This is a genomic window from Paenibacillus sp. P32E (assembly GCF_001909085.1).
Taxonomy (GTDB): Bacteria; Bacillota; Bacilli; order Paenibacillales; family Paenibacillaceae; genus Paenibacillus_AQ; species Paenibacillus_AQ helianthi.
On the sequence record NZ_LVYY01000076.1, the window covers coordinates 101,415 to 125,740 of the forward strand.

20 protein-coding genes and 1 other annotated feature are annotated in these 24,326 nt (G+C 50.3%); of the genes, 15 read left to right on the forward strand and 5 right to left on the reverse strand.

What is annotated here, in order from left to right:
• Nucleotides 1–46 precede the first annotated feature (46 nt).
• Nucleotides 47–1,771, forward strand: a complete 1,725-nt coding sequence (gene acsA, locus A3848_RS29305; RefSeq protein WP_074088564.1) for an acetate--CoA ligase — start codon at nt 47–49, stop codon at nt 1,769–1,771.
• 98 nt (nt 1,772–1,869) lie between these two features.
• On the opposite strand, the gene A3848_RS29310 is transcribed toward acsA, so the two are convergent.
• On the reverse strand, nt 1,870–4,839 hold the full coding sequence (locus A3848_RS29310; RefSeq protein ID WP_074088565.1) for a transglycosylase domain-containing protein: 2,970 nt from the start codon (nt 4,837–4,839) through the stop codon (nt 1,870–1,872).
• A 138-nt stretch (nt 4,840–4,977) separates the two neighbouring features.
• Nucleotides 4,978–5,234 (forward strand) — a binding site (T-box leader).
• An 80-nt stretch (nt 5,235–5,314) separates the two neighbouring features.
• On the opposite strand from A3848_RS29310, the gene tyrS reads away from it, so the two are divergent.
• A complete protein-coding gene (tyrS, locus tag A3848_RS29315; RefSeq protein ID WP_074088566.1) occupies nt 5,315–6,568 on the forward strand; it encodes a tyrosine--tRNA ligase in 1,254 nt (417 codons plus the stop codon).
• Nucleotides 6,569–6,683: 115 nt separating this feature from the next.
• On the opposite strand, the gene rpsD is transcribed toward tyrS, so the two are convergent.
• Nucleotides 6,684–7,283: a 30S ribosomal protein S4 gene (rpsD, locus tag A3848_RS29320; RefSeq protein ID WP_025704015.1), complete on the reverse strand. Its 600-nt coding sequence runs from the start codon at nt 7,281–7,283 to the stop codon at nt 6,684–6,686.
• A 462-nt stretch (nt 7,284–7,745) separates the two neighbouring features.
• Here rpsD and A3848_RS29325 point away from each other — a divergent pair, with 462 nt between their 5' ends.
• From A3848_RS29325 to A3848_RS29345, 5 genes are all read left to right on the forward strand, one after another.
• Nucleotides 7,746–9,752: a sensor domain-containing diguanylate cyclase gene (locus tag A3848_RS29325; protein ID WP_074088567.1), complete on the forward strand. Its 2,007-nt coding sequence runs from the start codon at nt 7,746–7,748 to the stop codon at nt 9,750–9,752.
• Nucleotides 9,753–9,854: 102 nt separating this feature from the next.
• Complete coding sequence (locus A3848_RS29330) at nt 9,855–10,718, forward strand: hypothetical protein (protein ID WP_074088568.1); 864 nt, start codon at nt 9,855–9,857, stop codon at nt 10,716–10,718.
• 95 nt (nt 10,719–10,813) lie between these two features.
• Complete coding sequence (locus tag A3848_RS29335) at nt 10,814–11,929, forward strand: aminopeptidase (RefSeq protein ID WP_074088569.1); 1,116 nt, start codon at nt 10,814–10,816, stop codon at nt 11,927–11,929.
• A 136-nt stretch (nt 11,930–12,065) separates the two neighbouring features.
• On the forward strand, nt 12,066–12,311 hold the full coding sequence (locus A3848_RS29340) for an HPr family phosphocarrier protein (protein WP_074088570.1): 246 nt from the start codon (nt 12,066–12,068) through the stop codon (nt 12,309–12,311).
• Between the two features lie 181 nt (nt 12,312–12,492).
• Nucleotides 12,493–12,798 carry an Fpa/YlaN family protein gene (locus A3848_RS29345; RefSeq protein WP_074088571.1) on the forward strand — a complete coding sequence of 102 codons (306 nt, stop codon included), beginning with the start codon at nt 12,493–12,495 and terminating at the stop codon, nt 12,796–12,798.
• Between the two features lie 93 nt (nt 12,799–12,891).
• Here A3848_RS29345 and cax read toward each other — a convergent pair whose 3' ends face one another.
• On the reverse strand, nt 12,892–13,962 hold the full coding sequence (gene cax / locus A3848_RS29350) for a calcium/proton exchanger (protein ID WP_074088572.1): 1,071 nt from the start codon (nt 13,960–13,962) through the stop codon (nt 12,892–12,894).
• A gap of 153 nt (nt 13,963–14,115) precedes the next feature.
• On the opposite strand from cax, the gene A3848_RS29355 reads away from it, so the two are divergent.
• Nucleotides 14,116–14,481, forward strand: a complete 366-nt coding sequence (locus A3848_RS29355; RefSeq protein ID WP_019911482.1) for an Asp23/Gls24 family envelope stress response protein — start codon at nt 14,116–14,118, stop codon at nt 14,479–14,481.
• A gap of 134 nt (nt 14,482–14,615) precedes the next feature.
• Here the strand turns inward: A3848_RS29355 and ftsW are convergent, their stop codons facing one another.
• On the reverse strand, nt 14,616–15,860 hold the full coding sequence (gene ftsW / locus A3848_RS29360) for a putative lipid II flippase FtsW (RefSeq protein WP_074088573.1): 1,245 nt from the start codon (nt 15,858–15,860) through the stop codon (nt 14,616–14,618).
• Nucleotides 15,857–16,204: a YugN family protein gene (locus A3848_RS29365; RefSeq protein ID WP_074088685.1), complete on the reverse strand. Its 348-nt coding sequence runs from the start codon at nt 16,202–16,204 to the stop codon at nt 15,857–15,859. Before A3848_RS29365 ends, ftsW begins: the two co-directional genes overlap by 4 nt.
• 238 nt (nt 16,205–16,442) lie before the next feature.
• On the opposite strand from A3848_RS29365, the gene A3848_RS29370 reads away from it, so the two are divergent.
• The 7 genes from A3848_RS29370 to A3848_RS29400 all read left to right on the forward strand — a co-directional run bounded on the left by A3848_RS29370 (nt 16,443) and on the right by A3848_RS29400 (nt 24,310).
• Nucleotides 16,443–17,612: a M20 family metallopeptidase gene (locus tag A3848_RS29370; RefSeq protein ID WP_074088574.1), complete on the forward strand. Its 1,170-nt coding sequence runs from the start codon at nt 16,443–16,445 to the stop codon at nt 17,610–17,612.
• Nucleotides 17,613–17,689: 77 nt separating this feature from the next.
• A complete protein-coding gene (locus A3848_RS29375) occupies nt 17,690–18,121 on the forward strand; it encodes a CBS domain-containing protein (protein ID WP_083606649.1) in 432 nt (143 codons plus the stop codon).
• A 123-nt stretch (nt 18,122–18,244) separates the two neighbouring features.
• Complete coding sequence (locus A3848_RS29380) at nt 18,245–19,945, forward strand: DNA repair helicase XPB (RefSeq protein ID WP_074088576.1); 1,701 nt, start codon at nt 18,245–18,247, stop codon at nt 19,943–19,945.
• On the forward strand, nt 19,942–21,900 hold the full coding sequence (locus A3848_RS29385; protein ID WP_074088577.1) for a helicase-associated domain-containing protein: 1,959 nt from the start codon (nt 19,942–19,944) through the stop codon (nt 21,898–21,900). Before A3848_RS29380 ends, A3848_RS29385 begins: the two co-directional genes overlap by 4 nt.
• A gap of 73 nt (nt 21,901–21,973) precedes the next feature.
• The gene (locus A3848_RS29390; protein WP_074088578.1) at nt 21,974–22,414 is read left to right on the forward strand and encodes a YlbF/YmcA family competence regulator; all 441 of its coding nucleotides are present in this window, start codon (nt 21,974–21,976) and stop codon (nt 22,412–22,414) included.
• A 43-nt stretch (nt 22,415–22,457) separates the two neighbouring features.
• On the forward strand, nt 22,458–22,721 hold the full coding sequence (locus A3848_RS29395; protein WP_074088579.1) for a YlbG family protein: 264 nt from the start codon (nt 22,458–22,460) through the stop codon (nt 22,719–22,721).
• Nucleotides 22,722–22,843: 122 nt separating this feature from the next.
• A complete protein-coding gene (locus A3848_RS29400; RefSeq protein WP_074088580.1) occupies nt 22,844–24,310 on the forward strand; it encodes an ethanolamine ammonia-lyase reactivating factor EutA in 1,467 nt (488 codons plus the stop codon).
• Nucleotides 24,311–24,326: the final 16 nt, after the last annotated feature.

The window sequence follows — 24,326 nt, forward strand, 5'->3', positions numbered from 1 at the left end:
TCTCGCCCTTAAAGCTTAAATCAAACGAGTGAGGGAGGCAAGAGTAATGGGGCAAGTCCACAGCGAAATTTTACCGGGCCGCGTGAAGCAAGCCAATATGGCGGATTATTCCCGGGCAGTAAGCGAATTCCGGTGGGAGGATGTGGAGAAAAACTTCTCCTGGCATGAGAGCGGCAAGGTGAATATGGCTCATGAAGCGATTGACCGGCATGTGCTCGAAGGCCGCGGAGCAGCAACGGCTTTGATCTACAGTGATGCGGTAAGGGAAGAAATGTACACGTTCTCCGATCTGCGGGAAAGGTCCAACCGCTTCGGAAACGTGTTGCGTGCGCACGGTATTGGCCGGGGAGACAGGGTATTTATTTTTATGCCCCGCAAGCCGGAGCTGTATTTCAGTCTGTTGGGTATTCTCAAGGTGGGTGCGGTAGCGGGACCGTTGTTTGAGGCGTTTATGGAAACGGCTGTTAAGGACCGCCTGGAGGATAGCGGCGCCGTAGCTCTAGTAACCACACCGGAGCTGCTGCATCGGGTCAAACGTGAAGAGCTGCCTGCGCTGAAGCATATTTTTGTGGTAGGAGGCACTGCAGATATTGAACATGGGCTAGTAAGCTATGAAGAAGAAACCGCTGCAGCGTCAGTGGAGCTTGATCCCGAATGGCTTAGTCTGGAGGATGGGCTGATTATGCATTATACCTCCGGCTCAACCGGCAAGCCCAAAGGTGTATACCATGTGCAAAGAGCAATGATTCAGCATTATTATACAGGAAAGATTGTACTTGACTTGCGTCCTGACGATATTTATTGGTGCACAGCCGATCCAGGATGGGTCACGGGAACCTCTTATGGGATTTTTGCCCCTTGGCTGAACGGTGTGACCAATGTTGTGCGTGGTGGCCGCTTCAGTCCGCAGGATTGGTATAAGACCATTGAACGGTTTGCGGTTACTGTATGGTACAGTGCACCTACCGCATTCCGCATGCTCATGGGGGCAGGAGAGGCAAGCCTGCAGGGGATGGATCTTAGCAGTCTGCGTCATGTCCTGTCAGTAGGGGAACCGCTGAATCCCGAAGTGGTGCGCTGGGGAGATAAATTCTATCGGCAGCGCATTCATGATACGTGGTGGATGACGGAAACCGGAGCACAGCTGATCTGTAATTACCCTGGAATGGATATCAAGCCCGGCTCCATGGGGCGGCCACTGCCCGGTATCGAAGCTGCTATACTGGATGACCGGGGTAATCTGTTACCGCCTTATTCCATGGGCAACCTGGCCATTCGGACCCCTTGGCCCTCTATGATGGGTAAGATCTGGAATAACCAAGCGAAATACGAGGAGTACTTCCGCATTCCCGGCTGGTACATCTCCGGAGATTCTGCTTACATGGACGAGGACGGCTATTTCTGGTTCCAGGGCCGTATCGATGATGTCATCAATTCCTCTGGTGAGCGGATCGGACCTTTCGAGGTGGAGAGCAAGCTGGTAGAGCATCCTGCGGTAGCTGAAGCCGGGGTTATCGGTAAACCGGATGTTATGCGGGGAGAGATTATTAAGGCGTTCATTTCTTTACGGGATGGTTATTTCCCCACGGCCGAGCTGAAGGAGGAAATTGCGGCTTTTGTCAAAACGGGATTATCCGCTCATGCAGCGCCGCGTGAAATCGAATTCAGGGAAAAGCTGCCCAAGACCCGATCCGGTAAAATTATGCGCCGCGTTCTGAAAGCCTGGGAGCTGCATCTCCCCGCAGGTGATCTGTCCACCATTGAGGATTAAAGAACGATATAGGTATACCAAAAAACACCACTGCCGGCCATGAACCGGTAGCGGTGTTTTTTGGGTTTCGAGAGTCTGACAGTTTCTGCAGACCAATATTAAGGTGTTGTAGCTCCGGCATTCCCGCCAGCAGCGTTTCCTCCGCCAGCAGCAGCATTGCCTCTACCTGTGGCATTGACTTCTTCACCAGCGGCATTAGTGCCCGATCCGGTAGGAACGTCAGAGCCACCCGATGGCGGGATAATAATCATCCCGGGATCCTCTGTAGCTGACGGCCCGGCTCCCGGGTCGGGTGTCGCTTCTGTATCCGGAATATCTGCCGGTGGTGGAGTCGATTCCGGGGTAGGTGTAACTCCTCCTGCTACACTGCCGGATGCCGACTCATGACCGGCAACATCTACGGCAGCCACATAGAATGAGGCATTTACGTTAGCCGGAGTACCTGGTGTAAAAGTAGTCCCTTCACCAACAGACAGAACAGCCTGCTTCTTGAACGAACCATCGTTCAGCGAACGGTACAAGCGGTAGCCGACTACATCCGGTGAACCGCTCGGATTAAAGGTAATGACAGCCTTGCCCGTACTGTAGGATACATTGACTCCGCTTGGAGCTGTTGGTGCACTGCCATCATCCACACGGGGATCAACCTCGGTAGGGAAGTCGGATTTGGCATCTTCAGGCATATAATATTCCAGCGGTTCATGCTCCTTCATTGATGGGAAAGCGGCAAGCAGTTCCTTTACCAGATCCTGAATTGGTTTTTCACGCTTGACGACAATTTTTTCTTTGAGGAAGTCCTCAGGTGTGCCATCCAGAGGGATATAGTTCACTCCATTATAGCTAATATACTTGGCTTTGGAGATTCCGTCATCACTTGCGGTCGGCACAAATTTTGCATTGAATACATCTGTAGTGAACCTGTCGGTCAAGTCAGTAGGAAGCTTACCGCTGTATGCAGACACTGTCTTTTTGACGATTCCTTCAGGTTTTGGGAATTCCTTCGTGACAAAAAGCTCAGGCTGCTTATCAATAACGGCATTCATCACTTTCGTCCATAGGGTCTGTGCCTGCCGTTTCTGGGTATCGCCCTGTAGAGTATGAATTTGCTCCTTGTAGCCCACCCACATGCCAAGGGTCACATCCGGTGTATAACCCATAAACCACACATCCCCATAATTTTGGGTAGAACCGGTTTTGCCGACAATCGGCACATCTTTGAAGTGCTTATAGTTTTTCTTAACCGTACTTGCTGTTCCTTCGGTAATAACCGTGCGCAGCATATCCGTCATCAGATAAGCGGTTTGCTTGGAGTAGACCTGCTCGGGATTTACTTTATGCTGGTAAATAATTTTACCTTGGGAATCTACAATCTTCTCGATCATATAGGCGTCATTGAATGCCCCCTGATTCCCAATAGAGGAGTAGGCATTTGTTAATTCCTCAACTGTAACCCCATAGCGTAACCCGCCGATAACCCCGGTCTGGGCGTTGTAATCATTATCCTGTATGGTGGTAATGCCCAGTTTCTTGGCAAAAGCCCATGCCTTCTCAATTCCAACCTTTTCATTGAACAGCTTCAGGGCTGGCAAGTTCAAGGATTTGTTAAGCGCATAACGGGCTGTGACCAGACCCTGATACCGGTTGTTGGCATTTTTCGGTATGTGGAATCCTTTACCTCCGTCTTTGAGAATAATCGGCGCATCATCCAGAATGCCAGCAGGCTGAATGAATCCAGCGTCCAGCGCAGGGAGGTAGGCAGCTATCGGTTTCATGGTCGAACCCGGCTGGCGAACCATTTGCGTAGCATAGTTCATTTGCTCAATGTTGAAGTCTCTGCCTTCAATCATGCCCAGGATAGCCCCGGTTTTGTTGTTGATCATCATGCCTGCCGTCTGTTCCTTGCCTCTCGCCTTGCTGTCCTTTGTGAAGTTTCCGCTGTCCTCGGAGATGCCGTGCATAGCGCTGTATACCTTTTTATCAATCGTTGTATATACGCGGTAGCCTCCGGTCATAAGCTGCTGGCGCGCTTCCTCCAGCTGCACACTGTTATCTTCAGTAGAAGGGGAATTCGGATCGACCACACCGTTATTGCCTTCATTGATGGACAGTAGGACCTCGGCCGCTTTGCGTTCCGTCTCTAGCATCAAATAAGGATATGTGGCGTAAGCCTTCTTCGTATGCGGCGCTAAAGAACTCTTGATATCAAACTGGAGTGCTTCGTTATACTGGGAGGCAGTGATTTTGTTCTCCTCCAGCATCCGGCGAAGTACAAGCTTTTGGCGCTCCATGGCACGTTTAAATGCGGTTTCATTAAATGCACCAACTCCATTAAACGCGGAATACTTGGAGGGGAGCTGGGGGAGTCCGGCTAAATAAGCAGCTTGGGCAATATTCAGCTTTTCCAGGTCATCTAATCCGAAAATCCCTTTAGCTGCAGCTTTGATACCGTACACATTGTAGCCGTTGGATCCGTTTCCGAAAGGAACCTTATTCAAATAGGCCGTCAAAATTTCCTGCTTGGATAAATAGCGTTCCAACCTTAGAGACAGCAGGATCTCCTTGATCTTGCGGTCCTCTGTCCGGTCCAGATTTAGGAACACGCGCCGCGCCAATTGCTGGGTCAGGGTGCTCCCGCCGGTCTGGACGGATTCGTTCAGCAACTTTTGCTTAACGGCACGCAGAGTGCCGCTGAAATCGACCCCTTTATGATTGTAGAAATTATTGTCCTCTATAGCGAGAACGGCATCAATCACGAGCTGCGGAATATTGTTGAATTCTACAAGTCTTCGGTCCTCTTCAGTCCGGAGCTGGCCAATCGGTTGGCCATCGCGGAAATACGCAAAGCCGGTAATGGAATTCTGGCTGACTTGCTGTTGGATCAATTCTTCGGAGCGGACAGGATCGTCCTTCACTATGGAAGTGACATAGCCTGCCACAGCACCACCGGCAAACAGTATGCCGAGTATGCCGAGTATAAACATCCACTTCACGACGGAACCGAACCTGCGGAGCCAGGATCTACGGGGTGGACGCTGCTTTACGTTCTTCTTTTTGTTCTCCTCAACCATCGACGTTAATCCTCCTTTTAACGGAACTATTATAGCACAATTTGGCGATTTTGAATGCGCCCCTGCGTTAGGCGGCTTTTCAGCCTGTAGTTGACTTTTGAAAAGCGGCTGTGATACAAATAGATTCAATTAGATATCATAAAGGCGTGGAAGGACATCAGTAGAAGGCAAGCCATGTGTTTCAGAGAGCCGGTGGGTGGTGCGAACCGGCAGCAGGCCCCTTTGAATTACAGTCTGGAGCTGACCGGAGGAAAGACAATCTGAATTCTGGCTTGTCCAGTAGTCCGGTACCGGGTATGATCCCGTTATCTTAATGAAGTGGAGGATTACAGCTGCGTCCAGCGCGGCGGATCTTTAATTAGGGTGGTACCGCGAGTCTTTTGCTCGTCCCTTGTGGGATGAGTGAAAGGCTCTTTTTGCGTTATTTGAACATGGAACGAAGGATGCACTAACAGATTTTTTAGGAGGCGTAATTATGAAATGGGAAGAGTTGACCCGTGCACAGCAGCAGGAAGTCGAGCGGCAGCTGGAAGTGGTCTCACGCGGAGTGGTAGAGATTGTGCCGGAAGAGGAGTTGAGAGGCAAGCTGATGAAGTCTGTAGTGACGGGGGTTCCGCTTAACGTTAAGCTGGGACTGGACCCTTCGGCTACGGACATCCATATCGGGCATACGGTTGTGCTCCACAAGCTGCGTCAGTTTCAGGAGTTTGGGCATGTAGTCCAGCTGATTATCGGGGATTTCACTGGACGGATTGGTGACCCTACAGGTAAATCCGAGACACGCAAGCAGCTTAGTGAAGAAGATGTGCAACGCAACGCGGCGACGTACAAGCGGCAAATTTTCAAGATTCTTAATCCTGAGCAGACACAGTTACTATGCAACTCGGATTGGCTGAGTCTGATGACTTTTGCAGAAGTAGTAAATTTGTCGTCAAAAGTAACCGTGGCCCGGATGATGGAGCGTGACGATTTCACGAAACGCTTCCAGGGCGGCCAGGCCATCAGTATTCATGAATTTTTCTACCCGCTGATGCAGGGAATGGATTCGGTTGAGAACAAGACTGATATCGAGCTGGGCGGTACGGATCAGAAGTTCAATATATTGATGGGGCGTACTCTGCAGAAGGAATACGGTGCAGAGCCGCAGGTTGTCATACTGATGCCTTTGCTCGAAGGGCTCGACGGAGTTAAGAAAATGAGTAAGAGTCTCGGCAACTACATTGGTATCGATGAAGATCCGAATGAAATGTACGGGAAGACCATGTCTGTTCCGGATGAGCTGATGCTGAGATACTATGAAATGGTTACGGACCTCAGCAGTGAGGAACTGGCTGCACTGAAGGAAGCTCTGTCGTCAGGGAAGGCACATCCAAGGGATGTCAAAATGAAGCTGGCCTATACCTTTGTACGCCTATACCACGGTTCAGCAGTAGCGGAGTCTGCGCAGCAGCATTTCATCACTGTCTTTCAGCAGCGGCTGCTGCCCGAGAATATCGAGATCTATAATCTTGCAGCTGCTGAGCTTGAGAATGGCAAGATTCAGCTGGCCGAGCTACTGACCCGAATTGGTTTTGCAGGCTCAAAAGGTGAAGCCAAACGAAGCATTAAGCAAGGCTCAGTAAAATTAAACGAAGTGAAACAGGAAGAAATGAATGGTGAATTCATGCCGGTAAACGGAGATATTATCCAGGTGGGCAAGCGGAGGTTCATTAAGTTGCACTTGGTCTAGCCATGCTGAATAACCAGCGAAGGAATTTCTCCCCGCTGTACTCTTGTTCAATGGAAATGAAAAAAGCCCCCAGATTGCTCTGGAGGCTTTACTCGTTTTCGCAATAAGCGAAATCTTAACGGTTGTAGAATTCGACGATTTGCTTTTCATCGATATCTTGGGACAGCTCGGCACGTTCTGGCAAACGAATGTATTTGCCTTCGAAAGAGCCATCAGCATATTCCAGATAGCCTGGAAGGTGGGAACGGTTTTCCAGAGCTTCTTTGATGGAAGCCATAGCGCGGCTTCTTTCACGAAGTCCGATAACGTCGCCCACGCTTACACGGTAAGAAGCGATGTCGACTTTTTTGCCGTTAACGGTAACATGTCCGTGGGATACCAGCTGACGCGCACCAGCGCGGGAGTTAGCAAAACCAAGACGGTATACCAGGTTGTCCAAGCGGCTTTCGAGCAGGAACATGAAGTTTTCGCCCGCAATACCCTGGAGCTTTTGTGCTTTAGTGAAGAGAGTCTTAAACTGCTTTTCACCCAAACCGTACATGTGGCGCAGTTTTTGTTTTTCCAAAAGCTGCATTCCGTAGTTACTTACTTTTCTGCGTTGGTTAGCGCCGTGCTGTCCTGGTGGGAAAGGGCGTTTCAGGTCTTTGCCTGTACCGCTAAGGGAAATGCCCAGACGGCGGCTGAGTTTGAATTTAGGTCCGGTGTAACGTGCCATGTTATAGTAGACTCCTTTATAATTGAAATTTCATGTTAGGGCCTATTTGCGCCGCAAATCGTATCCGTGAAAGCGTTAGATGGTTTCACACTGCCGGGGAAGTTCAGCCGCTGCCCTGGCAGTAACGAGATGCGTGAGGGTGACACAACGTTACGCCCAATTAAGACTTGTTACAGTCTTGTTCAACAATAAATATTATATGAAAATGACAGGTAAAGTCAAGAGCAACTTAAAAGAGTTTTTGTCTATCTTTGTCGTTAGTTCTTTGGTCCTAAAAAAAATCCCGGTTTTGAGGAAAATATAATGCAATACCTAAAGAAAGGGAGTAAAATATAACTAATTAGATGTTATCGGAAAGCTATTTTAAAATTATCCTTCTCTTTCTTGTTGAAACGTTACAGGCCTATTAGAGGGCGGCAAAGTCGTTTCTGCTTGTTTTGAGATGCAAAGGGGATCCTCTTTATGTCAGAGCGGGAAGCATACGAATGCAAGGATAATCGTGTGCTGTTACAGGACACCATGCAATCAAGCGGAGAGAATCAAGATCCCGCCGCATGGCTCAGGGAAATGGATATTGTATCCTATGACTTCCCTTATGCTGCCAGTTTGATTGTGGAAAGCTTCAGGGAATGGCGAAGTCTGGCTGGACCGGCATTCGCGAAGTCCTGGAACTGGGGTGTGCTTAATTTTGAAGGGAAATATATTGATCATACAAATTTTATAGGCCATTCGGAGCAAAGCTGGAAGGTTCAATGGGAGGCTGCGGCAGCTTTTGCCCTCGAATCAAAAGAGCTATATACGGCACATCAAGAGGCTGATGGACATCAAATGTCCTTTTTAGTTCTGCCGATATTCTCGCGTGGTAAACGGGAAATCTTTGCTCTGCTCGGCTGCGCCATGCCGCAAGATCAATATGAACAAGGCGGATTGCATACTGCGGAAGCCATGGCGGCACATTATGAGACATGCTTTTACCGCAGATTTGAGCATGTGTTCGTGTCTGACTTGGCTGGTGTGCATCTTCATGCGGAGCGTGAGAGCAACAGGCGTTCACTGCTCTTCCAAATTGTGCAGCGGATGCATGACAATATAGATGTGAACGCTGTGCTTAATGAGGTTATTGACAGTATTTCGGCCATGTACCCGGGAGCCAGACTGGAACTCTTCATGTCACAGGACCACCGGAGCACTCATCCTCAGGTCAAACCGCTCCCGCTGTGCTGGGCCAATGATGATGTGTGCGCCAAGGCATTCAAGGATGGGCGAGTTGCCTTGTATGCCGGACGCGATGATAGCCATTCCGTTGAGATTGGCCTTCCGCTCGGCGGGAAGCAAGGGGTATATGGCGTATTTCATATGGTGATGGACAAGCCCTCTTTTCCGGAGGTCGATTTGCGCTTTCTAACCATGGTAGCTGATACTGCAGGGACTGCTTTTGAAAATGCCAAACTGTATGAACGTTCCAACCAGCTGATTCGAGAACTGCGCATGAGCAATGAACTCACTCAGCGTCTGAACCAAAGCCTGCGGCTCGGGGAGATCTTTCAATATGCCTTTGAAGAGCTGCTTGATATGTTTGATGCGGATTATTGCTGTATTTTGCATATGAATGAAGAAAAGGGCGGGCTGGAGGCGATCGCCTGCAACTATCATCCTCTGCTGGGCGAAATTATTGAGAAGAGTGCAGGTCTTGGAGGCAAGGTGTATGCCACGGGCGAGGCGCTTATTCTATCCGATTATCAGAATTCGGCGGGTACCTATTCGCGTCTGATGGATGCTACCGGGTCTAATTCAATCATCGCTACTCCACTTAGTGTCGGCGGAGAGGTTCGCGGCGCAATTATGCTTACCCACCGTGATCCGCATTTCTTCTCTTATGACAGCTACAGGCTGCTTCAGGCGATGGCTGGCCATATCGGACTTGCAGTAGGCAATGCACGTCTGCATGCCGAGGTTCGGCGTTTGGCAAACCGTGATACTCTGACCGGATTGTATGCGAGGCATTATCTGGACGAAGTAATTAAGGACAAGCAGGTTACAGATTTTTGCGGTTCCTTAATTGTTGTCGATATCGATCAGTTCAAGATGGTCAATGACACATACGGACACCAGCAGGGCGATAAAATTCTGAAGCAGGTAAGCGAAATCGTCAAGTCATCTATCCGTCAGGGAGATATTGCCGCGAGATGGGGCGGCGAGGAGCTTGCGGTCTATTTGCCCCAGCTTGGCGTTCAGCAGGCTGTATTTGTAGCGGAACGCATCCGCAATCGGGTAATGGGTGAGACCAAGCCGCGTGTTACCGTCTCCTGTGGGATTGCAGAGTGGAGCTGGACCGACGAGAAGGTCAGCGTGGAATCGCTTTTCTATCGGGCAGACATGGCGCTATATGATGCGAAGAATAACGGCAGAAACCTGGTCGTAATTGATAATAAAAAAGCCGAAGTTGGTGCGAAGAATCCTTGGGTGTAAGCCTGAGGATTCTTTTTTGTGTTTGGCTTGGGCGTATAAGCCTCAGTGCGTAGGAGACTCTAAAGAAATATTAACACTCTTAACCTGAAGGGCTTGAATACTATGAGAAAAACAAATGTTAAGAAAATGGTCCTGAGCACTCTTCTGCTGGGCTCCGCGATACTATGCACGAGCTGTGGACCCATAAATAACAAACCTGCGGCTGAGAATCTGAATCTGGCGCTAGCAGGGATGGACGGGAGCGACGGGGTATCCTTCGAAGGGGCTTCTTCCCTGCTGCTTAACGGCAAACCTGCTCCGGAAGCTTCGCTATACTATGGAGGATCTGTTGCAGAACATAACAAGGTAAGTCTTTACACTGTTTTGCCGGATAGGGGGACACCTCGCACGGCGGCCAGGGGAGAAAAGGTAACGCTGAAATCAAGCCCGGCAGGAACTCCAGCCTACTATTCCAAGCTCAAGAAGAATAATGGCGAATGGACCCTGCTGTCGGAGAAGGGTTCTGCCCAGGGAGATAATCCGCTGCCTGCGCTTAATCCGATCCGCCAGCTCGACGAACTGGAGAATCTGGAAAAAAAGGTGACGGAAGAAGCCGGTACAGCAAGAGGAACAAGGGTGTTGCGCATCGAGCTTAGTGAAGCGGAAGCGAAGAGACAGCTAGCTGCAGAGCTCCAGCATCAGATGGATGCCATCCGCCCAGAAGGGTCCACGATAAACCTTAAGACAGCGGACAAGGGATTGGAGTCTTTGCAGCTGGTATGGGAGCAGAAGAACAATGAACTTCAGCAGAAGCTTAAGCAGGTATCCGTCAAGACGGTGTACTATCTTAAGGTGGATAAGAAACGCAACCTTCCAAAGAGCCTGACCAGCAGCCGAAAAGTAAGCCGTCCTGGAGTCCAAACCGTAAGTGGCAGTACCGTAGAAGAAATTTATCTAACACAGGTCAATTTTTATGGCTACCGCTGAATTTCGGTGTCCCCCATGCCTTGCGCTCCAGTACAGGCGTGCTACAATGAAACGGTATGTCTACTATTTAGCATGAGGAAGGAAGAGAGAAAAGAATGAAGGATCCAAGGATTCAAAAGCTTGCGGAAAACCTTGTAAGCTACTCTGTAAACGTGCAGCCGGGCGAAAACGTGCTAGTCGAAATGATCGGCAGCGAGAGAGATTTGATCAAAGCTGTGGTGGAGGAAGTGGGTAAAGCCGGAGGCCGTGCATTTGTGCAGCTTACCGACCGTACAGTCCTGCGAAGCATGCTTAAATATGCAACACGTGAAGGGCTTGAAGCCTGGGCGGAAATCGATCTGAACCGGATGAAACAAATGGATTGCTATATCGGAATACGTGCCGGGGAGAACGTTAATGACCTCTCGGACGTGCCTGAAGAAAATATGAAATTGTATAATTCCCTGTATTCTCATCCGGTACATAGCGAACAACGCGTCAAGCACACAAAATGGGTTGTTCTTCGGTATCCCAATGCTAGTATGGCCCAATTAGCCAATACCACCACGGAAGCCTTTGAGGACTTCTACTTTGAGGTCTGCAATCTGGATTATGCCAAAATGGATAAGGCTCAGGACGCGCTTGCTGACCTCATGCGAAGAACGGATAAGGTCCGCATTGCCGGACCAGGTACAGAGCTTACTTTCTCCATTCAGGGGATTGGTGCAGAGAAATGCTCCGGACAGAAAAACATTCCAGACGGTGAGGTTTATAGCGCTCCAGTCCGTGACTCCGTGAATGGAACAATCAGCTATAACGCTGCCACACTGTATAACGGAGTGACTTTCGAAAATGTCAAATTCAAATTCGAAAACGGGAAAATTGTTGAAGCTACAAGCAATGATACCGCGCGGTTGAACGAGATTCTGGATTCTGACGATGGTGCCCGCCATATTGGCGAATTTGCGATCGGCTTCAATCCATATATCCTGCACCCTATGAAAGACATTTTGTTTGATGAGAAAATCGCCGGCAGTCTGCATTTCACCCCGGGCCAAGCCTATGATGTAACGGATAACGGGAACCGGTCCTCGATTCACTGGGACCTGGTTCTCATCCAGCGTCCAGAATACGGTGGCGGCGAAATCTATTTTGACGATGTGCTAATCCGCAAGGATGGGATTTTTGTTCTTCCTGAACTGAAAGGTCTGAACCCCGAAAACCTGAAATAAAATGGGTTCATAAGCGAATTTAGCGGCTTACATTCTATTTTCAGGAAAATTCCTTGCACGAGTAAGCGGATTCAATGTATCATGGAATTGGTTACAAAAGACTTAAGTTTCATAATCAAGTTGCGGAGGGATTCCTATGTCCAGTAACAATGCGGCAATCGTGGATATTGCCCAAACGGCAAGCCAGTTCAACTCATCTATCGTTCTTCAAGCAGAGAACAAGTACATTGATGTTAAGAGTATTCTTGGTTTGTTTACAACTCTTGTATCCAGCCAAAGCTACGAGCTGCATGTTCATGGCGCAGATGCCGAAGAAGCAAAGAAGGCAATGAGCGAAGTGTTTGCCAAACATGGATTGAAATTTACAGTGGTAGCGGAATAATTCAATTATTCCCGTAGGACGTCCTGCCTGTGCAGGGCGTTTTTTCTATAAACATATAACTAAAATATGGTGCATTTCTGCTTGATTATAAACTGCATTCTTGTATTGGGTTCCGATTTCGACTAATATTAAACTAAATAGCAATTGCAGCTGTAACTTTTGGACATGGGGGGGATAATGCATGACTTCATCGGATTTACAGGAACAGCTTAATCTAAGAGCAGTCACTCTTCTACAAGAAGATGCAGATAAAATTCAGAAGCTCATTGAAGTGCAGATGGAGAATCTGGCGACACGCTACTGTCCTCTCTATGAGGAAGTGCTGGATACCCAGATGTACGGTTTCTCCAGAGAGGTGGATTTTGCAGTCAGAGCAGGCCTGGTGCCGGAAATTTCGGGTAAGCTGATACTGAGCGAGCTGGAGCGTAATCTGGCTGTACTGTACGATGCGCTGAATAAGAAAGCTGAAGAGCGCGAGATGCTGTAATCTTAAGCAGGATAATGTATGGTGTTCAACAAATAATCCTTATATTTATAAAAAAGCACATGAGGACCTATGTCCGCCATGTGCTTTTTTGTCTTAGACGAGATAAAAAGAAACGCCGAGAATCATGTATACGGCAAGCAGGAGTAATCCCTCATACCAGTTGGTCGCCCCATCCTGAATGATGGATTTGGCGATGAAGACCGAGACGGCGATCGCGACAATCTCTATCGTGGTGAAGACAATGTCCATCGTGTTGCCCATGAAATAGCTGGCAAAGATCAGGACCGGGGCGACGAATAGGGCGATCTGCAGACTGCTGCCGACAGCTATTTCTACCGCTGCACCAATCTTGTTCTTCATGGCCAGCATGATTGCAGCGCTGTGCTCCGCGGCATTACCAATGATGGCAACAAGGAAGGCGCCGACAAAGAGCTCGCTGAAGCCGAAACGTTCGGTCAGAGTTTCCAGTGTACCCACCAGCCATTCACTGACGAAAGCAACCATTACTGTTGCCAGCACCAGATAAATAATCGATCTCTTCATGGACCAGGCTGGCTTATGCTCATTAGGCAGTTCTTCATCATTGTCTTCGGTAACGTCTGCCAGATATTTTTTGTGCGTAATCATGGAGAAGACCAGCCAGGCCATGTAGGCGGCGATCAGCAGTCCGGCGACCACGAGACTGAGTATATCCGTATCTTTTTCCGTGATGGAATGGGTATTGAAGAACATGGCGGGTACAAAGAGGGCAATGACCGCCACAATCATCAGAGAGCCATTTAGCCCAGCCAGTGTGACATTGAAGTTCTGAACTTTGAATTTCATGCCTCCGGCGAAGATACTAAGGCCCAGTACCAGCAGAAGATTACCGATGATGGAGCCGGTGAGGCTGGCTTTGACCATATCGAACAGCCCTTCCTTCACCAGGAAAAAGGCGATTATCAGCTCTGCCGCATTGCCGAAGGTGGCATTTAGAAAGCCCCCCAGCCGCTGTCCGGCATAGTGAGCTACACTTTCGGTAGCCCTTCCCAGAAATCCGGCTACAAAAACGACCGAAATGGCAGAAAGTATGAACTGCAGCGTGTGGTCCCAGTCCGCATAATGTCCGATGGCGCTGAGGAGAAAGGTAACGGCTAACAGCGCGGGAGATATCCATTTTTTCAAGTAAGGCACACTCCAGTCTCAATATGTAGGTTGAATTCATAATCAATATACCCAAATTGTTCCTGTGTGTAAACGGAAATGCGAGAAAGTCATTTGCTTTTTAGCCTGTTTTCGAATTACAATAATTGATAATGAGTGTAGGGGGGTTATGGCATGGCGGAACAACTTCAACTGGAAATGGGTAACATACGGATATCAAATGACGTCGTCTCGAAGATTGCCGGACTGGCTGCTTTGGAGACCCCGGGAATTGCGGCCATGTCTGGTGGCTTGTCCGAGGGCTGGGCCAAGCGTCTCAGCGGCAAGAACGTGCAAAAAGGTGTAACCGTTGAAGTGGGGCAGCTTGAGGCCGCAGTGGACTTGCGCATTATCGTTCTGTATGAAACTCCGATTCACGAGGTGTGCCGGATGCTTCAACAGAATGTACGCGAGGCTGTGGAGAGCATGACGGGACTTCATATCGTTGAAGTCAACGTTAAGGTAGAAGGCGTGGCTTTTAAGAACGACGAAATTTCGTAAGCGGTATACCGCTGAAGAGGGCAGCTTGCTGACCTGAATACCAAAAGGCAGTCCGGGAGGTTATCCTGGGCTGCCTTTTGTTTGGTGAAATCATATAAAAATTCATTTCTCGCTGAAACGACACATCTGTACCGTCAGCGGGCGCGTACCTGTCTAACGGTAGTAACCGATTTCGTGACTTCCTCTTTGGCTGGCCGGTTGGTCTCTCTTGATATACTAAGCATAATCCCCATGGAGAGCATGGTAACCAGCAAGGAGGAACCGCCATAGCTGATGAATGGAAGGGTTACCCCGGTAAGCGGAATCGTGTTGGTGACACCGCCGATGTTGACAAAGGCCTGGATGGCAATCAGACCCATGACCCCGATGCCGACAAGGGTTCCGAAAGGATCCGTGCATCTGAGCGCAATCAGGATGCCCCGCCAAATGAAGTAGAGGTAAATTAACAGAAAAATGGATGTCCCCACAAATCCCAGTTCTTCACCGATAACGGCAAAGATGAAGTCTGTATACGGATAGGGCAGGTAATGCAGCTTCTGGATACTTTGCCCGAAGCCGGAACCGCGGGTTCCACCCTCCCCAAGAGCAATCAAGGACTGAACGATATTGAAGCCGCTGTCTTCAGCGTCTGCCATAGGGTTTAAGAAGGCGCTGATCCGGTCCTGTTTGTAGTCCTGGCTGCCTGCCGTGGTCCCTGAGGACGGTGACAGGGAATCAATGGCTGTTTTCGCTCCCATAACAATGCCGACACCCAGCACAAGCAGAGCAATGGAAGCCATAATGTGCTTCATGCTCGCCCCACCTGCGTAGATGACAAGCCCGCTGGTGGCAACAAGGATAAGACATGAACCTAAATCCGGCTGCATCATAATGAGTCCGGCTACAATCCCGACAATAACCATCACCGGAATATATCCAGTGCGCAAATCTCTAAGCCGCTCGCCTTTTTTGGTAATCAGGGCAGCCAGATAGAGAATGATGGATATTTTGGCCAGCTCCGTGGGCTGAATGCCGAGACCCCCGATGCTGAACCAGCTTTTGGCACCGTTGATTTTCTCTGTGGACGCTACGAACAATAGCAGAACTAATGTAATCATGAAGATTGGTGCATACCATTTCTTGAATTTAGTGTAGTGGATATTCATGGTCATAAACATGACGATGCTTCCAAGCACCACCCAGATGATCTGGCGTTTAACAAAAAATAAGGGATCATTTCCGAACTTTTCACTGGCTAAGGTAAGGCTTGAACTGGAGCTGAAGACCATCACGAGTCCAAAGCCGACAAGCAGGAGAGTCAGAATAAGCAACTGGAAATCAGGCGTTCCTCTTTTGGGCAGGCTGACATTTTTTGTCGTCGTTCCCTTTACACTTCTCAAGCCTCAAGCAGCGCTTTCAGTTCAAGAATATGCTTCGCCGCATCATCCAGAACAGGTGTAGGAACCGGAGATTCATACTCCAGACCATGAGGAAAGGTGGCTTTGCCCAAGTAAACGGCTTCAATGGCGAGCACAGCGTCCGACTTTTCCAGCTTGCCCTCGACAGCACGTGTATTGATCCGTAAAAAATATTCTCCGCCGTTCTGCTTGTCTTCGATTTTGCAGTCGTAAGTGGCACGGTAGTATTCCCACTGCCAGCGGATGAACCCGGCTTTGGCGGCACTTTCGTCCAGATAGAGAAGGTCGCTTTTCAATCCAACGAGGCCCGTGTTCTCAAATATCATAGCGCACATATCCCCCTTATGAAGTATAATCATAATTTCATGTTCAATATTATAGATGTACTTTTTCATGATAGTATGTTTCCCGGTGTTCTGCAAGGCATGACAGGCCTATCAGTACCCTCTTTTTTGTGTTTCTGCTACAATAATAGAAATATAGCCTTAACGGCTGAATGGAAGTTGAACGGAAGGTTCGAAAGCCTGTCCAAAGCGGGAATCAGGAGAAGGGAATGGATCAGATATGGAGAGGTTAGTACTTGAACAGCTGCTGCCGGATATGGTGGAATGGCGCCGGCATTTGCACCGTCATCCGGAGCTGTCTTACCAGGAGAAAGAGACATCGGCATTTGTTGCTGCCAAGCTTGAAGAGTTCGGGATTGGGATCATTAGAAGCAAGGCGGGTTATGGATTGACCGGGATATTAAAGGGGGCGAAGCCTGGGAAAACGGTTGTTCTGCGTGCAGATATGGATGCTCTTGCCATCACGGAAGAGAACGGCCGGGAATATGCCTCACAGAAACCTGGAGTCATGCATGCCTGTGGTCATGACGGACATACGTCCATGCTGCTTGCGGCTGCATCCTATTACAGCAGCCGCAAGGAAGAACTGCAAGGAGAGCTGCGCTTCCTGTTTCAGCCTGCGGAGGAGATTTGCCCCGGCGGAGCGCTGGGAATGATTGCTGAAGGGGTATTGGAGGGGGCGGATGCGGTCTACGGTCTGCATCTGTGGACACCGCTACCCTTTGGAACGGTAGCCAGCGCACCCGGGCCGCTGATGGCATCAGCGGATGAATTCTTCATCGACATCATCGGCAAAGGCGGACATGCCGGTACTCCACATCGCACGGTCGATAGTATTGTGGCCGGAGCTGCTCTTGTGACGCAGCTGCAGAGCATTGTGAGCCGGTCCGTAGACCCGTTACGGCCTGCTGTAGTCAGTGTGGGTACGATTCAGGGAGGTTCGGCCCAGAATATCGTTTCGGAGAGATGCAGGCTCACCGGGACGGTGCGTGCATTCGATGAGGAGACCCGTTATCTCATCCGCCATAGAATGGAAGAGATCGTGGCTTCCGTGGCGGCGGCCTATGGTGCAGAAGCCAAGATGGAATATTTGATGGGTTATCCCCCGCTGGTCAATGATGAAGCGGAATTCCGCCGTTTTTTCCGTGTGGCTCCCGCAGCACTTGGAGATTCGGTCAGCGTTGTTCAGATGGAGAAAATCATGCCGGCAGAGGATTTTGCATATTATGTCAAGGAAGTTCCCGGCTGTTTCATCTTTGTTGGAGCGGGCAACCCGGATAAAGATGCGGTGTACCCGCATCACCACAGCAAATTCGATTTTGATGAGGATGCCTTGCTGTATGGTGCGAAACTGCTCGTAGCGATGGCTGATTCCTGCCTGAATGAATAAATAATGGTGCATAAATTTACAGTTTAAGGGGACCCTACTTCCGAAGAACATGGACAACATGATAGGAGGGTTCAATCTTGAAGACAGTCAAAGAAGTGATGACAACGCATCCTGTGTGTGTGACACTGCAGGACAATATCTATGAGGTTGCCGTGAAAATGAGAGATGCTGATACAGGTGTAATCCCCGTTGTTGATTCAACGGATCGAGAAACCTTGATTGGTATCATTACGGACCGGGACTTGGTCATCCGTGGTTATGCACAGAAGCATTCCGGTTCAACTTCCGTGGAAACGGTAATGACCAAAGGGATCACAGCTGTTTCTGAATCGACCTCTGTGGACGAAGCAGCCGATCTGATGGCTTCCAAGCAGATCCGGCGCATACCGGTAGTGAACGGGAAAAAGCTGATCGGGATTGTATCGCTGGGTGATTTGGCAGTGAAGAACATTTTCGCTGATGAAGCAGCTGATGCCCTGACTGACATTTCGCAGCAGCATCTGCATTAGATAAGCACTTGGGGAAGCTCATGTCCGTTGTTTACGGGGGTGGGCTTTTTCCTGCTACCTTCTTATTTCAAAAGATACATAGTCCCGGGAGACCATAGCCAGATTCGTATTGGAGGGTTTTGGATGAAAGGAAGCGGAATAGGAGCGTGCATCGTCCGTAAGGACCGGACCCTGCTGCTGGAATGCGGACATCCCGGTTTTGAGGCGGCAAGAACGGACTTGGCCGATTATTGCGAGCTTGTGAAGAGTCTCCCTGCCTATCACACTTACCGGATTACCCCTTTGTCACTTTGGAATGCGGCGGCTGCAGGCAAGACTGCGGAAGAAATAATACAGAGTCTGAGTCTGCTATCGCGCTCGGGGATTCCCGCAGGCCTGGAGGAAGAAGTCAAACTTCTGGTATCCCGTTACGGAAGACTGCAGCTCTATGCTGATTCGGCCGATCTTTCGCTGATGATCCTGCGCGCTGACACCCCTGGGCTGCTGGACGAATTGGCAGAACAAGCAAGCTTGGTTGAGGTCGGTCTGGTAAGAACGGCTCCATTGGAATACCAATGTCCGGCAGAACAACGGGGTCTGCTGAAGCAGGAACTGACGAGGATGGGGTTCCCGGTTCTTGATTATGCAGGATATCGGGACGGTCAGGCACTACATGTGCCATGGAAGGAACCTGCCGGGAGTGGAACGGCTGCCGTTTGGGATGCTTTTGGTTTGCGTGACTATCAGGACGCAGCGGTCCGCAGGTTCGAGGGAATGGGCGGGAGCGGTGTTGTTGTTCTGCCCTGCGGTGCAGGTAAGACGATTGTGGGTCTGGCGGTGCTGGAGAGTCTCCAATGCGAGACGCTGATTCTCACTTCAAGCGCTACCTCAGTGACGCAGTGGCGGGAAGAGCTGCTGACGAGAACCGGTCTGGATGAAGAATCTGTAGGCGAATATAGCGGCGTGAAAAGAGAGGTCCGGCCGGTTACGGTGACGACATATCAAATGATGACGCACCGGCGATCCAAAGGAGGATCTTTTGTTCATATGAATCTGTTTACGCAGCGGAATTGGGGACTGATTATTTACGACGAAGTGCACCTGCTTCCCGCTCCGGTGTTCAGAGCTACAGCAGATATCCAGGCCACCAGGCGGCTTGGACTGACCGCAACATTAGTCAGGGAGGATGGGCGTGAAACGGATGTATTTTCTCTTATCGGCCCTAAATGCTATGAAATGCCCTGGAAGGTGCTGGAGAAGCAGGGATGGATAGCGGCTGTAGACTGCATAGAAGTCGTTGTGCCTATGCCTGATGAGTTAAGGCTCAAGTATCTGTATGCCGGAGAAAGAGAGAAGTTCCGGATCGCTGCAGGGAATCCGGCGAAGATTGCGGCTGTGGCGAGAATTGTTAGCACACATCCTGATGAATCCGTGCTGGTCATCGGGCAATACCTGGATCAGCTTAGGAACTTGGCGGAAAGCCTGGAAGCGCCGTTGATTACCGGGAAAACGCCTCAGCGCGAGCGGGGCGAGTTGTATTCTGCCTTTAGAGAGGGAAGATTGCGGCTTCTGGTTGTATCCAAGGTAGCGAACTTTGCCGTGAATCTTCCGGATGCTTCGGTGGGCATTGAGGTGTCTGGTGCCTACGGTTCCCGGCAGGAGGAGGCCCAGCGCCTAGGGCGTATTTTGCGGCCGAAGCCGGGTGAGAACAAGGCCTACTTTTATACACTCGTGTCGGGAGACAGCAGGGAACAGGATTTTGCTTTACGCCGCCGTCTGTTTCTGACCGAGCAGGGCTATGAATATGCTGTCCAGACGGAGCAGCAGGAGGAGATCATCCTATGATGGGGTTATCTAGGGAAGCATTACTGGTGCTCCACCAAATCATCAAAAACTACGCCGCGCAACGGTTTACAGAAGCTCAGGCAGAGCAACTGTCTCCAGTGTCACTGTGCCGGGTAGAACTGCATCTGGCTCTTCTGGAACTGCGGGAGGCGGGTGTGCTGGAGCTTCGGCAGAAATTATGGGGGGAGCGGCTGTATCAAATTCCCGGGCAGTACCTCCCTTTTTTTCTACAGAAGCTGTTCCCCGGTTCACCTGTCCGGGCAGCAGGAAGGGTGGCGGTAATTGAAGCGGAGGCCGGACCGGAGCTCGCTGGACAATGGTTTCGAACGCTGGTGTTCATCGCCAGTGAAGGGCTTCCGGTTACTGCCAAAGGAGCCGTCCATAAAAAAAATATCAGTCGTCTGGCCGACACGCTTACTCTGCCGGAGGAACAGTTGAAGGGTCTGTTCCCGCCGGATCAGCTAGCGTTGTATCCGTTCCCGCTTCCGGTCATGGTTATGCTCGATCTCCTGCTATGCCTGGGGCTTGTCCGCCGCACAGATTCGGCGTATCTTCTGGACACAGGTATGCTGGAAAACTGGCTGCAGCTTTCAGGCATACAAATGTCGAATCTGCTGTACGGAGTGATATTGAACCGTTACGGCCTCCCGGGGCCTGCAGAGCAGCATTTCCGCTATATCATTTCCTCATCCGGGTATTATTCAGGCCAGTGGTTTATGATTCGGGATATTCTGGCCTGGATGTCTGAAATGGGACTGGCCCTAGGACAATCCATGGAAACGCTGGAGGCTTCTGCACGGAATTGGCTCAGAGCGCTGGCCGGATTCGGCTGGTGTGAGCTGGGAAGTCTGGATGACGGATCAGCTTGTTTCCGCTGGACGGCGGCCAGACCAGAGATCCATCCGGGCGAGCCTGCTTCGTTCTCCAGCCCCAGCAGCGGTATTCCAGCACAAGAGATCGGAGCTGAGAAAAAAAGGGATCAGGAGACCTTAGTGCAGCAAGCTGGAAAACGGCCGGTTTCGGCATCTCCCGGTTTCATCGTGCAACCGGATTTTGAGGTGCTGGTTCCTCCAGAGTGTCCTTACAGTCAGCGCTGGATGCTCGCAGCTTGTGCAGAACTACTGCATAGTGATGATCTATGGAGCTACCGGCTGACCCGGAACAAGCTGGAATCTGCAGCAGAGCAGGGGCTGTCACCGCAAAATGTGATTAGCTGGCTGGCAAAGCATGCAAAGGGCGGACTGCCGGACCAGGTGGAGCAGTCTTTGGTGCAGTGGGGCAAAGGAATCGGCAGAACAGAGCTCTCAGAGGTAATCCTGCTGTCTTGCCGTTCCGAGGCAGACGGAAATGATATCGCTGCCCATCCCCGTGTGGCTGGAATTCTGTCCCGCTTAGGGCCATTGCATTTTATCGTCCGTGCGGAAGATATCGAGCTAGTACGAAAGGAACTGGGGGCAGCAGGAATGGCTCCAGCCAAGAGGATAGCAGGACAGGAAGAAAAGCCCGGGAAGGATTGGCCGTTAGTCAGCGGGAGTAGGGAGAACCTGTCTTCTGCAGCTGTCTTTTCCGTCGATGGTACAGAACGCGGTCTGCTTGTAAGCGCCCCGGAACTGCCAAGAGTGCCTTTCAATCCGCATGCGGCAGAGGAGGCGATACTTACTGGTCTCGAGTCTGTTCCGCAAATGTGGATGAAGCAATGGCGCAAGTATCATGTTACGACTGCCCAAAAAGTAATGGAGCAGGCTTTGGAATGGGGGATTAAGGTCCGTTTGACCCATAAGGGACAAGACTGTGAATTCATCCCTGTACGGATCAGCCGCAATCCTTGGGAAGTAAAAGGTGTGCTGCTTTCCGTGGATTCGGATAGTGTGGAGGAGATGCGGCTGGGCGCGGACGATTGGCAGGAAATGCAGCTCATCATTCCCAAATTGCGGAGAAATTCCTCTTCTGCTTAGGCTAGCGGGTATGGTATGATAGGAGAGTCTACGGTATGCAGTAGAACATTAACGCAGAAACGAGTTGAAGTTCATGAGCGTAGCGGAATTGAATACGGTCGATATGGCCGAAGTGCTGACATACGCCTATGAATTAGGTGATATGATTAATCAATCCGCCGAAGTGTCGGATTACTTATACTGGAAAGGACGGGTGGATGCCAGCCCGGAAATCCAGGCCATGGTCAAGCGGCTGCAGGGGAAGAAAGAGCTGTTTGAGGAGACACAGCGGTTTGGACATTTTCATCCTAACTATCATTCAGCCAAGGATGAGGTTACAGTGGTAGAGCAGGAGCTTGAGCAGTTCGAAGAGGTTGCCCGCTTCAAGCAGGCAGAGAAAAACCTTGATGATATGCTTCATTCCATGTCAGAAACCATTGCTTATTCGGTATCGGAGAGCATTAAGGTTCCAAGCAATGACCCGTCTCCCAAAGGCGGAGGATGCGGCAGCGGCGGCAGCTGCTCCTGCGGATAGATAGGCTTCTGATCAGGGGAACAGAAAGTGAGGCGAATAGCTGATGTTTGCGGAACGAACAGGATATATTGTATGGGTTAGTGACGTTAAGGCGGCACGGAATCTGGAGAAATACGGGACTTTGCATTATGTATCCAGGAAGATGCATTACGCCGTGATGTATGTGAACGCGGAACGAGCCGAGGAAGTCATGAAGAACGTCCGCAGACTCTCCTACGTGCGCAAGATTGAAAGATCCTACCGAAATGAACTGAAGACAGAATATACCAGCAACGGACCGGACAAGACCCGTTATTATGGATTGTAGGTTCTGATCTTTGAGAATGAGCAGGTGCCAGGGCGGCATCTGCTTTTTTGCATAATTTACATAGGAACAGGTAGATCTGAAAGTCAGAGAGGGATTGAAGCAGGAGGGAGAACCCAAGGAACATGCAGAATGAAGAATGGCTCACAAGCGCAGGCATTGACATTGGAACCAGTACGACAAAATGTGTGTTCAGCCGTTTGAAAATAGAGCGGCAATCCGGCTTGTCCAGCCTTCCGCAGTTTCATATTACCGAACGAAATGTGTTCTATGAAAGCCGGATGCATCGAACACCGCTGATTGGAGATTCGCAGATAGATCTTGGGCAATTAGAGCGGATTCTGGCCAGCGAGTATAGCAATGCAGGTCTTTTACCTGATGATATTCATACGGGTGCTGTTATCATTACCGGGGAAACAGCGTTTAAGCAGCAGGCGGATGTGGTATTGCATAGCCTTGCTGCAAGTGCAGGAGAATTCGTTGTTGCACAGGCGGGCGGGGATTTGGAAGCAGTGCTGGCAGGCAGGGGATCTGGGGCAGAAGCCCGTTCCCTGCACGTAAAGGGACAGGTAGTCAATGTGGATATCGGTGGCGGGACAGCCAATGCTGCTTTTTTCGAAGGCGGGAGCTGTATTCGAATGCTCAATTTCCATATCGGGGGCCGTTTGATCATGCTGGAAAAGGACGGGAGCATCACACGGATTTCCCCTCCTGTCCTGCATTGGCTGAAATCTGCGGGTTTCACGATGTTACGGGAGGGAGAGGTGGCTGAGATTGGCCAGCTCCGGCAACTTGCTGAACGATGGAGTGAAATGCTGCTGGAGGGGATTCAAGAGACTGTGGACTGGAGCAAATATCCACTCATCTACGGAAATCCTGACAGCAGAAAGGTACGCTCTGAAACGGAGATTGCTGAGATCTGGATATCCGGTGGTGTAGGAGCGCTTATGGAGCAGGAGTCACCGCCAAACCTCGCTGAAGCCGCCAGATTCGGAGATATCGGACCGCTGCTGGCCTCGGCTTTGCGTATCGCCGGAATCCGTTATCCTGTAAAACTACAGGCTGCGCCAGAAGCGCAACGGGCTACCGTTATAGGGGCTGGAGTCCACACGGCAATGCTAAGCGGCTCAACCGTGTTCGCGGACCGGATGCTGCTCCCGCTGAGGAACCTACCTCTAGTGCGTGTGACATGGCATGACCAGCTTGGTGAAGAGCTAACCGCGATAGAGCTCGGAGTAAAAGAAGCTTTTGCGGAAGGGAAACAAAAATATGGGGGTGCAGGAATAGAGGCGTGCAAGTTCGCAGTAATTGTTCCGCATCTCTCTGTCTGTACCTATCCGCTGATCCGCCGGATTGCCGAAGCTGCAGCTGCCTCGGCTATTCATTATCAGCTGGAAATGGCTGTTATCATTTGTGAGAATGATATCGCAAAAGCGCTGGGGAATTGTATCCATCTGATAACGGGCGGGAACCTGCCTTGTGTATGCCTGGATCAGGTTGCGGCCCGGCATGGGGATTATGTGGACATCGGTGAGCCTGTAGGTGAAGGATATATTCCGCTAGCTGTAAAAACCCTTGTTTTTCATTCATGAGGGAAAAAACAAAGAA

Excerpts from the sequence above, each read along its gene's own strand:
- A3848_RS29345 (WP_074088571.1), top strand. The coding sequence starts at position 12,493 with ATGACTTCATCGGATTTACAGGAACAGCTTAATCTAAGAGCAGTCACT.
- acsA (WP_074088564.1), top strand. The coding sequence starts at position 47 with ATGGGGCAAGTCCACAGCGAAATTTTACCGGGCCGCGTGAAGCAAGCC.
- A3848_RS29335 (WP_074088569.1), top strand. The coding sequence starts at position 10,814 with ATGAAGGATCCAAGGATTCAAAAGCTTGCGGAAAACCTTGTAAGCTAC.
- A3848_RS29365 (WP_074088685.1), bottom strand. The coding sequence starts at position 16,204 with ATGATATTTGAGAACACGGGCCTCGTTGGATTGAAAAGCGACCTTCTC.
- rpsD (WP_025704015.1), bottom strand. The coding sequence starts at position 7,283 with ATGGCACGTTACACCGGACCTAAATTCAAACTCAGCCGCCGTCTGGGC.
- A3848_RS29385 (WP_074088577.1), top strand. The coding sequence starts at position 19,942 with ATGATGGGGTTATCTAGGGAAGCATTACTGGTGCTCCACCAAATCATC.
- A3848_RS29355 (WP_019911482.1), top strand. The coding sequence starts at position 14,116 with ATGGCGGAACAACTTCAACTGGAAATGGGTAACATACGGATATCAAAT.
- A3848_RS29395 (WP_074088579.1), top strand. The coding sequence starts at position 22,458 with ATGTTTGCGGAACGAACAGGATATATTGTATGGGTTAGTGACGTTAAG.
- A3848_RS29380 (WP_074088576.1), top strand. The coding sequence starts at position 18,245 with ATGAAAGGAAGCGGAATAGGAGCGTGCATCGTCCGTAAGGACCGGACC.
- A3848_RS29340 (WP_074088570.1), top strand. The coding sequence starts at position 12,066 with ATGTCCAGTAACAATGCGGCAATCGTGGATATTGCCCAAACGGCAAGC.
- A3848_RS29310 (WP_074088565.1), bottom strand. The coding sequence starts at position 4,839 with ATGGTTGAGGAGAACAAAAAGAAGAACGTAAAGCAGCGTCCACCCCGT.
- A3848_RS29330 (WP_074088568.1), top strand. The coding sequence starts at position 9,855 with ATGAGAAAAACAAATGTTAAGAAAATGGTCCTGAGCACTCTTCTGCTG.
- A3848_RS29400 (WP_074088580.1), top strand. The coding sequence starts at position 22,844 with ATGCAGAATGAAGAATGGCTCACAAGCGCAGGCATTGACATTGGAACC.
- A3848_RS29325 (WP_074088567.1), top strand. The coding sequence starts at position 7,746 with ATGTCAGAGCGGGAAGCATACGAATGCAAGGATAATCGTGTGCTGTTA.
- A3848_RS29370 (WP_074088574.1), top strand. The coding sequence starts at position 16,443 with ATGGAGAGGTTAGTACTTGAACAGCTGCTGCCGGATATGGTGGAATGG.
- A3848_RS29390 (WP_074088578.1), top strand. The coding sequence starts at position 21,974 with ATGAGCGTAGCGGAATTGAATACGGTCGATATGGCCGAAGTGCTGACA.
- tyrS (WP_074088566.1), top strand. The coding sequence starts at position 5,315 with ATGAAATGGGAAGAGTTGACCCGTGCACAGCAGCAGGAAGTCGAGCGG.